This window comes from Gillisia hiemivivida, assembly GCF_007997295.1.
Lineage (GTDB): Bacteria > Bacteroidota > Bacteroidia > Flavobacteriales > Flavobacteriaceae > Gillisia > Gillisia hiemivivida.
Genome location: NZ_VORY01000001.1, coordinates 1 through 14,122, shown reverse-complemented (window position 1 = coordinate 14,122; position 14,122 = coordinate 1). Strand labels below are relative to the sequence as shown.

Here is a 14,122-nt window from a genome sequence, read left to right as displayed (position 1 = left end):
GAAAGTATTCTTGAGAAGAAATAAAAAGCAGGCTTTTCGAGCCAATGGTTCAGAGTAGGTGTTTTTTTGAAGCCTTTAGTATCAATATTCATCTTTAATTCCTTCAAAGTAAACGCATTGATTAAAAATATTTATAAGACTTGTGAAGTGCCTAAAGGAACCGGATTATTTTACAAACCTTCTTTTCTTAGCACTACAAGGGGAGGGCTTTTTATTACACTTATGCTATTTGCCAAACCAATTATAAGTACCAAAAGGCTTATTCCAGGTAGAAGTACCAGGAACGGGAACAGAGAAGGGACAAAAGGCGTGTCAAAAACCTGCCAGGCTAATAATTGACTACTGATCAGGGAAAGCAATATTCCTGATAAGGATCCAATAACTCCAAGATAGATATATTCTAAAGCCAGTATCTTTAAAATCTGTTTACTTGTGGCGCCGATGGTTCTTAGCAATACACTCTCTTTGATCCTTTGATATTTACTTGTGCGTACAGCACCAAGAAGGACGATGATTCCGGTTAGAATACTGAAAAAGGCCATAAAATTGATAAGCCAGGAGATCTTGGCAAGAAGTCCTTCAATAACAGTTAAAACCTGCCTGAGATCTATTATAGAAACATTAGGAAATTTACTTACCAGTTCCTGTTGTAGTCGTGCTGAAGATTCCTCGTCGGTAACCAGTGTTGTCAATACACGGAATTGTGGTGCATCTTCCAAAACCCCCTCAGGAAAAACAATAGAAAAATTCATCTGCATCCGGCTCCAGTCAACGGTTCTTACGCTTCCTACAACGGTATTTAAAAGCACTCCCTGAACGTTAAAAGTTAATCTATCACCCACGGAAACTTTTGCATCTTCAGCAAAATTGTCACTAATGGATATAGGTACAAGCTCTGTGTCCCCAATATCAGAAACCCATTCTCCCTGTTCGATAGTTTCCGAAGCAATGATAGAATCCCTGTAAGTCACCCGGAACTCATGGTTCAAAATCCAATTATTCACCCCGGAACTTGAATCCTTTTCGATCTCGTTAACTGGTTTTCCTCTGATGCTGTTAACCCGCATAGTGACTATTGGAATATTATTTATTACTGGCAGATTACTTCCTGAAATAGTTTGGGCCACTTCTTCCTGCTGCCCTGTTTGTACATCGAGCAGGATCATATTGGGACTGTCAGTTTGAGCTTCAATTGAGGCTTGTGCGAGCAATACATCTTTTGTAAAATATAAGGTACTTATAAGAAAAGTTCCTACCCCAATAGAAAGGATTAAAGTGAGCGTTTGATTTTGCGGGCGGAAGAGATTTAATAAGCTCTGTCGTGCAGGAAAACCCCAGGAGGATGGAAAGTATTTTTTAATAGCTTTCATAAACAATTTGGCTATTCCTGAAAGTATAGAAAAGGTTATAACAATTCCTGCCACAAATGCAAGGGAATATCTCCAGTCTTCCAGAAGCCAATAAGAGAAAAGAAGGATAAAAATGAATATCCCTGCTAAAACCAAAATTCCTGCTTTTCCTGAATTTTCTTTCCCTTCACCTTGAACCCTCAAAGCCTGAAGTGGGGAAACATACAAAGTTCCCATCAATGGATAGAGTGCAAATAAAACAGACATAAAAACCCCAAGTAAAACACCCATTAAAATTACACGTGGTGAAAAGCTCATTTGCACATCTACGGGCAATAAATCTCCTAAGAATAATGGGAATAGTTGCTGAAGTAAAATACCTGCGGCCGTTCCTATTATTCCTCCCAGCAATCCCATAAAAGCAATTTGAGTGAGATAAATGAGGAAAGTTTGTCTCCGGGAAGCTCCAATACATTTTAAAACTGCAACTGCACGTAGTTTTCCTTTTATATAGATACTTATAGCACTTGCTATTCCTACACATCCCAAAAGCAAAGCGATGAAGGCGACAAGATTGAGGAACTTTCCAAAATTTTCATACCTGCGGCCTAAACGTTCACTTGTAGAAGTATGGGTGTCCAGATCGGCATCGTTAATGTCTAGAACATCCTCCAGGCTGTTCTCCAGTTTTTCCATGCTAGTCCCGGGATCTGCTACAAAATAATAGTCATAACCTATTCTGCTTCCGGTTTGCACCAGTCCTGTTTTTTCAATAAGTTCATAAGGCATTAATACCGGTGGCGCGATAGAACTGAAAATCGAAGTGCTTCCGGGAACAGATATAAGGGTTCCTGCTATGGGGATGCTTATTTCACCAATTTTAATCCTGTCACCGGTCTTCAGCCCCAGTTGCAGCATAAGAGTTGCATCTACAAGAGCGGCTCCTTTTTGTTGATATTTATTGGCAGCAGTAGCAGGTTCTGTTTCCAGTTCTCCATAAAAAGGGAAATTCCCTTCAATGCCTCTTACCTGTACCAATTTTGTAGCTTGGGTGGAAGGAAAAGCTGCCATGGAAGCAAAATTTATTTCCCGGGCGCCTGCACCGCCAAGAGAATCTATAATTCCCTGCACCCTCTCATTAACAGGTTTATCACTGTCAATAGTAAAATCGGCACCCATCAAGGATTTAGATTGTAGCTGAATGTTTTCTTTAAGGTTTTGACCGAAGGATTGAATGGAAACTACCGCAGCGATCCCCAAAACAATGGACGCCATAAAAAGGATCAGTTTGCTCCCGCTGGCTTTCCCGTCTCTCCAGGCCATTTTTAAGATCCACCCAAAATTGGCCCGCGAGGATGTGGTGACTTTGTCGCTATTCATCAGGATGCGGATATTGGGTTTTCAATGATTCTTCCACCTTTAAGCCTAAGAATGCGTTGTGTTTTTTGTGCCAGCTCAAGATCGTGGGTTACTATTACCAAAGTTGTACCTGATTCTTTATTTAAGTTAAACAAAAGGTCAATAACTTTTTCTCCGGTTTCAGCATCCAGATTTCCTGTAGGCTCATCTGCAAAAAGAATTGAAGGTTCATTGGAAAAAGCCCTTGCCACAGCAACCCGCTGTTGTTCCCCTCCTGAAAGTTGACTTGGATAATGATGAAATCGGTCCCCTAATCCAACTTTTTCAAGTAGTTCCCGGCTTATTTTGGAAGCATTTTTAGATCCCTGAAGTTCCAAAGGGACAGCTACGTTTTCTAAAGCCGTAAGTGTTGGAAGGAGTTGAAAATCCTGAAAAACAAAGCCTACATTTTTATTTCGTAGGACTGCCCTTTCGTCTTCAGTAAGCCTTTCAATTTCTGTTCCGCACAATTCTATAGATCCGGAATTGGGCCTGTCAAGTCCTGCACATAACCCAAGAAGAGTTGTTTTTCCGCTTCCGGAAGGTCCAACAATGGCAAAAGTTTCACTTTCTTCAATGCTGAGGCTGATATCCTGCAGCACGGTCAGTTTTTTAGATCCGCTGGAATAGGTCTTATCTAAGTTGTGAACGTTTAATATCTTTGCCATCTTTAGATTTTGTAATTTTTAATTCGGATAAAACAAAATAAAGAAATGATTTTGATTTAAAACCTTTGCTATGAGAAACTTGTCGATATTTTATGTTTTGTTTGCTTTCCTTCTGTTAACTTCTTGTGGTGAAACAGCAAAAAAGGACAAAGAAGTTGTTGTGGAAGAGCAGGTTTCTGGTGAGGAAACTTCTGAAGAAAATGGAATTATCTTATTCTTTGGTAACAGTCTTACAGCCGGAATGGGCCTTGATCCGGAAGATGCCTTTCCTGCAATAATTCAGGAAAAGATCGATTCCTTGGGTCTGGAATATGAAGTTGTAAATGCAGGTTTAAGCGGGGAAACCACAGCTGCTGGAAGAAACAGGATCAATTGGGTACTAAATCAGGATGTAGCTATTTTCGTGCTGGAATTAGGTGCAAATGATGGGTTACGGGGAGTTCCGCTGGAGGAGACCCGGAATAATTTACAGGCAATTATCAACACAGTTCAAGCAAAAAATTCTCAAACAAAAATAATTCTCACAGGAATGCAAATCCCTCCAAATATGGGGCAGGAATATGCTTCAGGCTTCAGAAACATTTTTCCCGAACTTGCTGAAAAAAATGATGTTTATCTGGTTCCGTTCTTACTTGAAGACGTGGGTGGAAACCCTGAACTTAACCAGTCAGATGGAATTCATCCCACAGCGGAAGGACAAAAGATTCTGGCAGAGAATGTTTGGGATGTTCTAGGGCCAATAGTCAAAGATAAAGTAGAGAATTCCTTATAAATACAAACTTAAATTGTTAATCCCTTCCGCTTAATTTTCATCTTTCTGAGCGTAGTCTAACAGAATAATATAAAACTTATTAGTATTGTCCGGTAAAAAAATTCTGGATTTCGGTGAGGCTAGAAGTAACGGGGATTAAGACTGTTTTCAATGTTTAGAAGCTTGCTATTGGAACACAGAATTATTTTTTCCTTTTTCAAAAATTTATACAGATTAAAATATTGATTTTCAATTAGTTGGAATAAAGTCTTACGTCTTGAATCTAGCAGCGCAGCGATCTTATATTTTTTGTCGGACGACAATGAAAACTTATATAATCGGTATCCCATATTTTTAAAAATTTGAGCGGCATTTTTGATATATGTGGTCGGGAACAAACCCATATCATTTTTGTCCTTTTCAAGAGATACATCCAACTAGGAAGTTTTTACCATCCATAGGATAAAAAATAATATTTATTTCGGGATAGGAATCGGTTTTTGAATTAAGATCTTCCACTTCAATTTCAATCGCATTTTTCCAAGGCACTACAATTAACAAATTTTAGCAGGAAATTATGTTTTATAAGTTCTATGAAGTCTTATGATAGGTCTCAACTATTATTTTAAATTTACGTAGATTTAAATATGGATACCAGTTATTTATTTCTGATGAACAGCTGAACACTCTCCTAAATCCTCTATATAAGATCAACTTAACATGAATTTCTTTGCTAGTCTCAATCGAGTTATGCTAATTTCATATAACCTAAAAATAACCACTTATGAAATGAGCATCAAGTGAATACGATACAAGCACTGCTGAAGATATGCGAATTGCTCCCGATAGCTAGAGAGAAGGTGAATTAATCCCCAATGAGGGATTAAAAAACAATAAACATATACATATGAATAAGATTTTGGTATGGTCTATAACCGCCGCTATGGCCGGCTTTTTATTTGGTTTTGATACCGTTGTAATTTCAGGTGCAGACAAGCAATTACAGGAACTTTGGGGAACCTCTGATGCTTATCATGGAATCGTGGTTATGACCATGGCGTTATGGGGAACCGTGGCGGGAGCAATTTTTGGTGGTATCCCCACCAACCGCTTAGGTAGAAGAACCACCCTGATCTGGATTGGAATCTTTTATGTGATTTCTGCCGTGGGATCGGCATTTGCAAATGACCCCGTAACCTTCGCGATTTTTAGATTTTTGGGTGGTGTAGGAGTAGGAGTTTCCACAATTGCCGCACCTACCTATGTTTCAGAGATCGCCCCTGCAAAAGACCGGGGCCGTTTGGTTTCCCTTTATCAATTCAATATCGTTTTAGGGATTTTGATCGCATTTTTATCGAACTATCTTCTTAGAAATACCGGGGCAGAACCCTGGAGATGGATGTTGGGTGTTGAAGCGATCCCCGCTGTTTTCTATACTATTTTTGTGTTTTTTGTGCCCAGAAGTCCCCGCTGGTTAATCTCTAAGAAAAAGTATGAAGAGGCCGAAAAAGTGCTTCACATCATCAATCCTGAAGATGATGTGAAGCAAAAGATGGTGGAAATTAAGGCACAATCGGAAGTGGAATTATCAGGGGAAAATATCTTTATGCGAAAATACAGGTTCCCACTTCTGCTGGCCTTCCTTATCGCATTCTTTAATCAGTTATCAGGAATAAACGCATTCCTTTATTATGCTCCCCGAATATTTGAAGAGGCAGGTTTGGGAGTAAGTACAGCACTTTTAAGCAGCATTGGAATTGGAGTAGTAAATTTGCTCTTCACGTTACTGGGGGTTTTTCTTATTGACAGACTCGGTAGAAAACAACTGATGCTCTTTGGCTCCATTGGATACATTATTTCCTTAGGCCTGGTAGCAGCTGCATTTTTTCTTAATTGGGGCGGATTATGGATCCCTATATTCCTATTCCTGTTTATTGCTTCCCATGCCATAGGCCAGGGAGCCGTAATTTGGGTGTTTATATCTGAAGTTTTTCCAAACCATTTAAGAGCTTCAGGTCAATCTTTCGGTGCTTCCACTCATTGGGTTCTGGCTGCTATTATTCCAGCTATGATCCCCTATCTTTTTTCTACGATAGGAGCAGGTTATGTATTTGCATTTTTCACTTTTATGATGTTCCTTCAGTTATTGTTCGTCCTATTTATAATGCCAGAAACCAAAGGGAAATCCCTGGAGCAACTCAGCGAAGAATTATCTTTTAAATAAATCAAGAACCTCGGGGGAATTAAACCTTCAATGAGGGATTAAAAATTCAGAAATGAAAAAAACCAAAACAATACTCAGTCTTGCAATATTTGGCATATTGAGCCTTTCTTCTTGTAAGAATAATGAAAAGCAGGATTCCGAAGAACTGGAAGTTGCTGAGGTAGCCGCAGATGAGATCTTTCGTCCCAATTTCCATTTTACGCCTCAGGAAAACTGGATGAATGATCCTAACGGAATGTTCTACCTAAATGGTACTTATCATTTATTCTTTCAATATTATCCTGAAGGGAATGTTTGGGGCCCCATGCATTGGGGACATGCAACGAGTAAAGATATGGTGACTTGGGAGGAACTGCCTATCGCATTGGAACCGGATGAACTTGGCTATATTTTTTCCGGAAGTGCTGTAGTAGATGTTGATAACACCTCGGGTTTTGGAGATGGAACTACCCCGCCAGTTGTTGCAATATTCACCTACCACGACCCAAAAGGGGAAGCAGAGGGTAGGATAGATTATCAGTCTCAGGCAATTGCATACAGCCTGGACGAAGGAAAAACCTGGACCAAATATGAAGCTAATCCTGTAATAGCCAATCCGGATATAAAAGATTTTCGCGATCCTAAGGTGATATGGGATGAACAAAATCAACAATGGCTTATGGCTTTGGCTACTGTAGATAGAAGCCTGTTTTATGGATCACCAAATTTAAAAGACTGGGAACTGCTTTCAGATTTTGGAGAAGAAACCGGAGCTCACGACGGAGTTTGGGAATGTCCGGACTTTTTTCCAATGAAGGTGGAGAATTCTGAAGAAATTAAATGGGTGCTCATTCAAAGCCTCAATCCCGGTGGATTTAATGGCGGTTCCGGGACTCAATATTTCGTTGGGGATTTTAATGGAAAGGAGTTTAAGGTGGATCCTTCTATGGAAAACCTTCCTGAAAAACATGATCACTGGATAGATTATGGAAAAGATAATTATGCCGGCGTAACCTGGTCGAATATTCCCGATAGTGACGGGCGAAATTTATTTATGGGCTGGATGTCCAACTGGCTATATGCACAAGAAGTCCCTACTGAAACCTGGAGAAGCGCAATGACAGTTGCAAGAGAACTCAGCCTGAAAAAAGTGGGTGATACCTACAGGATATTTTCTATGCCGGTAAAAGAACTCGATACCTACAAGGAAACCCTATTTCAGAAGAATCAACTTATGGTAAAAAATTCGGCTGAAATTGCTTCTGAGGCAGAAAAAGACCTTACCAGGGCCGAAATAAAATTTGAAATTCCCAATCTGAAGCAAACGAACTATGAATTCAGTTTAAGTAATGCAGAAGGAGAAAATTTAAAATTTGGATATAAGCATTCTAAAAAACAATTTTATATCAACAGGGAAGAGTCAGGAATCATAGATTTCAATGATGAATTTGCAGGAACTATTTCCTATGGCCCCCGCACCTCCTCATCGGATACTTTATCTGTGCTAATGATACTGGACAGGACTTCCATTGAATTGTTTTATGATAAAGGAGAAACTTTAATGACCGAGATTTTCTTTCCTAAAAAACCCTACACCTCATTTTCTGTAAAAGCCGAAGGGGATTTTGAACTGAAAAATATAGAGATAAGCCATTTTAATTTTGGAAATAAGAATGCAGATGGAAAAAATTAAAGCCGTTTGCTTTGGGGAAGTTTTATGGGATGTATTTCCAAATCATAAAAAAATTGGTGGTGCTCCTTTGAATGTCGCCTTTAGGATGAATTCTTTGGGTATTGAAACCTCAGTTATAAGTCAGATTGGAGCGGATAAAAACGGCGAAGAAATCCGTGATTATTTAAAAAATTCAGGGATATCTGTAGATGCGGTTTCCAGTACTTCCAACTATCCCACCGGGGAGGTTCAGGTAATTTTAAATGAGAAACGTTCTGCATCTTACGAGATCAAACATCCGGCGGCCTGGGATAAAATTGAAGTTTCAAATATCATAGAGGACATCACCAAAAAATCGGATGTATTCATCTTCGGAAGTCTGGTTTGCAGAGATGAAATTAGCAGGAATACCTTATTCGAGTTACTAAGGACGGCAACCTATAAAGTCTTCGATATCAACTTACGTCCGCCACATTATAAAAAAGAGGTGCTTGAACATCTACTGCGATTTTCAAATTTCGTAAAATTCAATGATGATGAATTATTTGAAATTTCAGAAATGATGGGTTCGAAATTCAATTCCCTGGAGCAGAATATAAAGTTTATAGCCAAAACCTTTCTGCCAAATACAATTTGTGTCACCAAAGGAAATCACGGAGCTGTACTTTTTCATAAGGAAAAATGGTATTATAATAGTGGATATAAAATTAAAGTGAAAGACACTGTTGGTGCCGGAGATTCCTTCCTTGCCTCATTAACCGCAAAATTACTTCAAAAAGAGAACCCTCAAACCGCACTGGATTTTGCTTGTGCTATGGGAGCCCTTGTTGCCGGAAGTAATGGCGCAAATCCTGAAATCACAACAAGGCAGATTCAAAATTTTATGTTTCCGAAGTAATATTTAGGCTTGACTCGATTTTCTTGATCAGTTATACTTTTTTTCAGTCCGCATCAGGTAACCGGCAGTGACCAAAACAGCACCGGCTAATACGCCTAGGGCTGGTTTGCTGGTGATGTATTGTTTAAATTTTGATGGTTTGTTAATCGTTTCAACATATTTACTGAAGCCCAGTTCGTGAGCTTTATTGAAATTAAGGTCTGGCAGGTATTTCTCCTCTCCTTTTTTTATGATCTTGTATTCTAGCAACTCCTTGTAAGCGGCTTCAAATTCTAAGGGATATTCAATAACATCTTCAATCTCACCTTCATATTTAATGATCATCAAGATCACTTCGGCAGTTTGATAAATATCTTTTTTTTCTTCTTCCATTTTCTGAAAAATTATTACAAACAAAGGTAATGCATTAGGTTGTTTGTAGAAATTGAAAAATATAAAGTTGTATTAAATTTACACAATTTGCTGAAGGACATAATTTTGTTTTAATCTATCATTGCTCGGTGGTTGCCATGGTAAATCTGGCAAAGTACTTTTTTCATTCGCTTCAGCCGAAAAAAAATTCTTATTTTGGGAGTTCACCAAAACCAGGAACATGAAATCTATTATTGCCGTATTTCTAATTAATATCTTCTTTTTTTCAGAAATAGGGAGCGCACAGGTAACATCAGATTCTTTAACAGCACCGGGTACAAATAAAAAACTTGTTATAGGTATTACGGAAACTCCTCCTTTTATAGTAGAGGAGGGCGGTGAATTTTCTGGACTGAGTATTTCCTCATGGGAACTTGTTAATGAATCTCTAGAGTTGGAATATGAGTATAAAACGTATCCTTCCCTTGTAAGTTTAATGGAGGCCGTTGAAAATAATGAGGTAGATTTAAGTATCAACCCGGTAACGGTGACAAATTCAAGAATGAAACGACTGGATTTTTCCCAGCCATATTTTATTTCCTATACAGGCATCGCAAAAAAAAGTGAAACTATGATCTGGTCTTATCTGGCCAATATAATTAGCTGGAACTTTATATCTGCCATCCTTATCCTGTTGGGTGTGATCCTTCTTTTCGGTTTTCTTGTATGGCTTTTTGAAAGGAAAAAGAATAAAGAAGAATTTGGAAGTGGATTGAAAGGAGTTTTCCAAGGATTTTGGTGGAGTGCTGTAACTATGACCACCGTTGGTTACGGGGATAAATCTCCTAAAACCTTTGGAGGGCGGTTCATTGGATTAATCTGGATGTTTATGGCTATAATTATGATCTCCAGTTTAACTGCGGGAATTGCATCTTCTCTTACTGTTCAAAATATATCTGACGAGATAAACTCCATTCATGACTTGGATAATTTTGAAGTTATTTCAGTAGCCGGATCAAGTGCCCAGGAGCTTCTTGATCAATACAACATAAGAAGTGAAGAAGTAGTCAATGAACGGGAGGGTATTCAAAAAATTCAGGAAAAGAAATCTGCTTTATTTGTTTATGACCAGCCAATATTAAAATATGAGATCGACAGGAGAAATTTAAATGGTGAACTTGAAGTACTTCAGAAAACATTGAAAAGAGATTATTACAGTTACAGTTTTCCAAAAAGATCGGGTCTTGTGGAAAAAATCAACCCGGTACTTATCGCCACTTTAAAAACTATGGAGTGGAACAATCTTGTAAAGGATTATCAATAAAACATTTTGGCTCTATATGTTTCACAGTGGTAAAAATTAAAAGGATAATTGAGTAATTGAGACATCAGCTGGCAATTATTTAGGGCTAGACATCAATGATTTAAATAGTGTTCAACTTAGATTATACTTGTTTTCAAATGAATTTTTCATCTCTATTAAATACTCCTTTTTAAGAGGTTTTGACAAAATTTTTTTAACGAATGGATATGTTTCTTTTTCTTTTTCAAAACTCTGAATAGCCGAAGTGAGTATATAAATATGAAGCTTCTCTTTAACTTCAGGTTTAAATTCTAAAAATTGATCCAGAAATTCCCAGCCTGACATTGTAGGCATATTTACATCCAAGAAAAGCACTGTGGGTTTATCCACATAATTTTCAATATATTCTAGGCCTTCCTCCGGCTTTAAGAATAATTTAATTTCTGCACTCGCATCAAACTTTTGAATCATCAATTGGCAAATCAAATTATTGGTGCGATCATCATCAACTACCATGTAATTAAAAGTATCCATAGCTTTAATTATTATATTGTAAGTAGATTGTAAATTCTGTTCCATGGCCTAATGAACTCTTTACTTTAATTTGACCTCCGAGCATTACTAGCTGTGATTTAACCATAAATAATCCCAGACCTCTCCCCTCTACATGGTTATGAAAACGCTTATAAAAACCAAAAATTTGATCTCTTTTTTTCTCCAGATCTATTCCTAAACCATTATCCTTAAAATGAATGATTACTTGATCGTCTAGACGCTCAGTTTTTATTTCGATTACTGGAGAAACCTCAGGTTTTCGATATTTAATACTGTTGGAAATAAGATTAAAAAAGGCATTATAGAGGTAGCTTTTTACGGTGTAAACCTTATCAATTGCACCAAAATCAGTTATAATACTAACATTCTCTTTATCTATTAAATTCTGATTTGAAGCTATAATGTTTTGTGTTAAGCTTTCTAAATTTACGGACTCCCGCTTTTTTGACAATTCAGCGTTGAGTTTTAAAGTTTCATTCAAATCCTGCATTACATTATCTAAACGACCAATATTATTGAAGATCTCTTTAAGTAATTGTTTCCGAATCTCTTCAGGCTGATTACTTTTTTCTAACAAATCTGCAACACCTATAATATTTGCAATGGGAGCCCTTAGGTTATGAGAAACTATATAGGAAAATTGCTCTAAACCTTCATTGGCAGCAAACAGTTCTTTAGTATAATTTTTAAGCTCTTTATTTAATTTCAGCAGATTATTTTCTGTTAGCTTCCTTTCTGTAACATCCCTTAATATCAATGAACTACGTGGATTGCCATTAGCATCTTTAAAAATAGAGGAAGTAATTTCACCGGGGAATTTGGAACCATCTTTCCGAACAAAAGTAAGCTCCATACTAGCGGTGCCGGTTTCTCTTCTCAATTTAAGAGCTTCTGCCAGTCGTGGGTCCATAGGATCAGTTACTGCTGATCTCCCCAACAAACAAAGTTCCTCTTCAGTTCTTTGAAACATTTTACATGCACTGGGGTTAGCGGCTAATATGCTACCATCTGGAATGGTTACCATAACCGCATCTATACTATTTTCAAAAAAAGAGCGATATCGTTCTTCACTTTCTTTAATTGCTTTTTGAGAATTTATATGTTCTGTTACATCTCTTGAATTTGTCACAATACCATCAACGCTTGGATCGTTTGCAAGGTTGGTTGCTTTTGTTTCGATCCATCTCCACTCTCCTTTAGCACTTTTGAAACGAAAAGGTTGGATTTCAATTTGTTTTTTCAACTCCAATTCTGAAAATTGGTTGATTACCCTTTCTTTATCCCCGGGATGAATAAAATCAAAAGCCGTTTTACCAATAAGTTCCTCTTGGGTAAAACCCAGGACAGGATATGAAGTTTCGCTAACAAATTTATATTTTCCCTCTAAATCAAGTATTCCAATAAGATCTGAACCTTGTTGAACCAGTGCCTTAAATTTTCTTTCACTTTGTAATAAAGCATTTTCAGATTCTTTTAACCTGCTAATATCTTTTGCAATACCATATAAGCCAGTTATTCTCCCGTCATTTTTTAAGGGAACAAGTGAAATTTCAAGGACCATATTTCTTCCCTTTCCCGAAATAAAATTTGCCTCAAATTTTTGATTTTTTCCACCGATAGCTACATTAAACTTTTTAACGATGATTTCACGATGGTCCTGACCGCAAAATGGCAGAAAATTCATTTTCAACAATTCGGACTCAGGAATTTCTGCAATATCGATAAAGCCCTTATTGAGACTCACAAAATTCCCTTCCAGGTCTAAAGAAAAAAGGCCATCAGTGATTCGTTCAATAAATTCTTCGTGGTTTTCAGTTTTGGTATCAAGATTATACTGCAGAACATCGCACCGCTCACTCTCTAAAACTTCAAATGTTATATCTTTAACCACATTTAAAATATATTCGCTTTCAAAGTTTTCATCTAGTAAAGGTATATTCTCAATCTCCCAGTACTTCTCTTGGTAACTATCATTTTGCTTATCATAGAGATCATATCTAAGAACATCTATTTTGTGGGGCTCCTGACTTGTAAATGCGATCTTAAAAGATTCGACGAGTTCATTTAAGCCTAATGAAAATGAATTTTGAGGAAAAACTTCTTCAATTAATTTCCCTTTTAATTCTTCTTCATTACTATTTGTAATCTTACAGAATTGAGTATTCGGCTCTTTAATAACAAAATCCCCCTCTCTTCTCTCAAATAAGAGGCAAGGAAAAGGCATGTTTTTAAAAATTTTCTGATGGTAGGTCATTAGAAATTATTTTTTCAATAATTAATTACATTATTATAACAATTAATTATATCATAGGGGAAAATATAAAAAATATATAATCTGCCTAACTCAGAACTGTAAAATCTAATACTTTTAACATATTTATTTGCAAATGAGTAAATCTAATCGAAAATAGACGTAATAAATTTCCTACAAACGCTATTCCGATAAGGAGGAATCAGCAAAACATGTTAAATAGGCAATCTCAAAATTTTAAGGAACCGAAAGAGCTTCTAAAACCAAAAAAGGCCTCTTCCCATAAAATGGAAATGGCTTATTATTGGCGGATACTGTTTTCAAAGGACCTCCGCCATATACATCAAGTAACTTTAAGATAATTTTTTATGTTTCTATAAGGAGTATAAAAGGTACTTATGATTTAGATTTTTTTAAAACCTGGTTTTCAGTTTTATCAAAAGAGGCGTTTTTAATTTCAACATATTTTACTATTGGATTTTTATAAATAATAAAGTCGGAAATACTTTGTATCTCCGACCTTAATCAAGAACCTCGGGGCAAACATAAGATGTATGAACTGGAAAATACTTTTAAAAATTCGATGCATCCCGATGGCTCCTATGTTTGCATTTGGAATAAATTTCTAGTTTTACAGATATAAGTGAAAGGGGGTAAGAGTCAACCGATGGCTAGATAATCATAAGATATATCGACCGATAGATAGGACCTTATCCTTTTATA

Annotated in this window: 11 protein-coding genes; 5 read left to right on the top strand and 6 right to left on the bottom strand. The window is 37.0% G+C overall.

From position 1 onward, the window contains the following. Window positions 1-170: 170 nt before the first annotated feature. A complete protein-coding gene (locus tag ES724_RS00050) occupies window positions 171-2,729 on the bottom strand; it encodes an ABC transporter permease (RefSeq protein ID WP_246136782.1) in 2,559 nt (852 codons plus the stop codon). Further along, the gene (locus tag ES724_RS00045) at window positions 2,729-3,415 is read right to left on the bottom strand and encodes an ABC transporter ATP-binding protein (RefSeq protein ID WP_146928061.1); all 687 of its coding nucleotides are present in this window, start codon (window positions 3,413-3,415) and stop codon (window positions 2,729-2,731) included. The genes ES724_RS00050 and ES724_RS00045 overlap by 1 nt, the downstream gene beginning before the upstream one ends. Before the next feature lie 70 nt (window positions 3,416-3,485). On the opposite strand from ES724_RS00045, the gene ES724_RS00040 reads away from it, so the two are divergent. Then, on the top strand, window positions 3,486-4,187 hold the full coding sequence (locus tag ES724_RS00040; RefSeq protein ID WP_146928059.1) for an arylesterase: 702 nt from the start codon (window positions 3,486-3,488) through the stop codon (window positions 4,185-4,187). A 399-nt stretch (window positions 4,188-4,586) separates the two neighbouring features. Here the strand turns inward: ES724_RS00040 and ES724_RS16855 are convergent, their stop codons facing one another. Continuing rightward, a complete protein-coding gene (locus ES724_RS16855) occupies window positions 4,587-4,715 on the bottom strand; it encodes a hypothetical protein (protein WP_262712787.1) in 129 nt (42 codons plus the stop codon). A gap of 358 nt (window positions 4,716-5,073) precedes the next feature. On the opposite strand from ES724_RS16855, the gene ES724_RS00035 reads away from it, so the two are divergent. Genes ES724_RS00035 through ES724_RS00025 form a run of 3 tightly spaced genes read left to right on the top strand, consistent with a single transcriptional unit; the run spans window position 5,074 to window position 8,939 of the window. Further along, the gene (locus ES724_RS00035) at window positions 5,074-6,390 is read left to right on the top strand and encodes a sugar porter family MFS transporter (protein ID WP_026836804.1); all 1,317 of its coding nucleotides are present in this window, start codon (window positions 5,074-5,076) and stop codon (window positions 6,388-6,390) included. A gap of 52 nt (window positions 6,391-6,442) precedes the next feature. After that, on the top strand, window positions 6,443-8,062 hold the full coding sequence (locus ES724_RS00030) for a glycoside hydrolase family 32 protein (RefSeq protein WP_146928058.1): 1,620 nt from the start codon (window positions 6,443-6,445) through the stop codon (window positions 8,060-8,062). Next, window positions 8,049-8,939, top strand: a complete 891-nt coding sequence (locus ES724_RS00025) for a carbohydrate kinase family protein (protein ID WP_146928056.1) — start codon at window positions 8,049-8,051, stop codon at window positions 8,937-8,939. Before ES724_RS00030 ends, ES724_RS00025 begins: the two co-directional genes overlap by 14 nt. 27 nt (window positions 8,940-8,966) lie before the next feature. On the opposite strand, the gene ES724_RS00020 is transcribed toward ES724_RS00025, so the two are convergent. Further along, window positions 8,967-9,311 (bottom strand): hypothetical protein, encoded by a 345-nt coding sequence (locus tag ES724_RS00020; RefSeq protein ID WP_026836801.1) that lies wholly within the window; start codon window positions 9,309-9,311, stop codon window positions 8,967-8,969. Between the two features lie 220 nt (window positions 9,312-9,531). Between ES724_RS00020 and ES724_RS00015 the strand changes: the two genes are divergently transcribed. Continuing rightward, window positions 9,532-10,614 (top strand): transporter substrate-binding domain-containing protein, encoded by a 1,083-nt coding sequence (locus tag ES724_RS00015; RefSeq protein WP_146928054.1) that lies wholly within the window; start codon window positions 9,532-9,534, stop codon window positions 10,612-10,614. 111 nt (window positions 10,615-10,725) lie between these two features. Here the strand turns inward: ES724_RS00015 and ES724_RS00010 are convergent, their stop codons facing one another. Continuing rightward, window positions 10,726-11,172, bottom strand: a complete 447-nt coding sequence (locus tag ES724_RS00010) for a response regulator (protein ID WP_146928052.1) — start codon at window positions 11,170-11,172, stop codon at window positions 10,726-10,728. After that, entirely contained in the window at window positions 11,132-13,402 is a 2,271-nt protein-coding gene (locus tag ES724_RS00005; protein ID WP_146928050.1) for a PAS domain-containing sensor histidine kinase, read from the bottom strand. Before ES724_RS00005 ends, ES724_RS00010 begins: the two co-directional genes overlap by 41 nt. Between the last annotated feature and the right edge of the window lie 720 nt (window positions 13,403-14,122).

Excerpts from the sequence above, each read along its gene's own strand:
- ES724_RS00020 (WP_026836801.1), bottom strand. The coding sequence starts at position 9,311 with ATGGAAGAAGAAAAAAAAGATATTTATCAAACTGCCGAAGTGATCTTG.
- ES724_RS00005 (WP_146928050.1), bottom strand. The coding sequence starts at position 13,402 with ATGACCTACCATCAGAAAATTTTTAAAAACATGCCTTTTCCTTGCCTC.
- ES724_RS00045 (WP_146928061.1), bottom strand. The coding sequence starts at position 3,415 with ATGGCAAAGATATTAAACGTTCACAACTTAGATAAGACCTATTCCAGC.
- ES724_RS00025 (WP_146928056.1), top strand. The coding sequence starts at position 8,049 with ATGGAAAAAATTAAAGCCGTTTGCTTTGGGGAAGTTTTATGGGATGTA.
- ES724_RS00015 (WP_146928054.1), top strand. The coding sequence starts at position 9,532 with ATGAAATCTATTATTGCCGTATTTCTAATTAATATCTTCTTTTTTTCA.
- ES724_RS00030 (WP_146928058.1), top strand. The coding sequence starts at position 6,443 with ATGAAAAAAACCAAAACAATACTCAGTCTTGCAATATTTGGCATATTG.
- ES724_RS00010 (WP_146928052.1), bottom strand. The coding sequence starts at position 11,172 with ATGGAACAGAATTTACAATCTACTTACAATATAATAATTAAAGCTATG.
- ES724_RS00040 (WP_146928059.1), top strand. The coding sequence starts at position 3,486 with ATGAGAAACTTGTCGATATTTTATGTTTTGTTTGCTTTCCTTCTGTTA.
- ES724_RS00035 (WP_026836804.1), top strand. The coding sequence starts at position 5,074 with ATGAATAAGATTTTGGTATGGTCTATAACCGCCGCTATGGCCGGCTTT.
- ES724_RS00050 (WP_246136782.1), bottom strand. The coding sequence starts at position 2,729 with ATGAATAGCGACAAAGTCACCACATCCTCGCGGGCCAATTTTGGGTGG.